General features: G+C 62.7%; 1 protein-coding gene. It reads right to left on the reverse strand.

The window, feature by feature from the left end:
* Positions 1 to 255 (reverse strand): DDE-type integrase/transposase/recombinase (locus AB4Y34_RS42425; protein ID WP_368719373.1); only part of this gene is annotated, 255 nt, incomplete at both ends.

Below are 255 nucleotides of genomic sequence, written 5' to 3' on the forward strand. Positions count from 1 at the left end.
GCGCCGCTCACGTTCACGCGTAGGCTGATGACTATTCTCTGCCCGGTTGTTCACCCGGGCCGCAGCCTTGACGAACACATGCTTGACGTTCGCCAGTTCGGGGATGTCGGCCTTGGCTGCCGGGTAGTTGCGAAGCTGATCGGTGACAATCCTTCCTGGCGCGTCGGGACAGGCGGCCAGCACGCGGTTGAAGAAGCGCTTTGCTGCAGCCTTGTCGCGACGTTTCTGCAGCAGGATGTCGAGTTCGGCGCCGTG

Origin of the sequence: Paraburkholderia sp. BR10954 (assembly GCF_040965775.1) — a bacterium.
Lineage (GTDB): Bacteria > Pseudomonadota > Gammaproteobacteria > Burkholderiales > Burkholderiaceae > Paraburkholderia > Paraburkholderia youngii.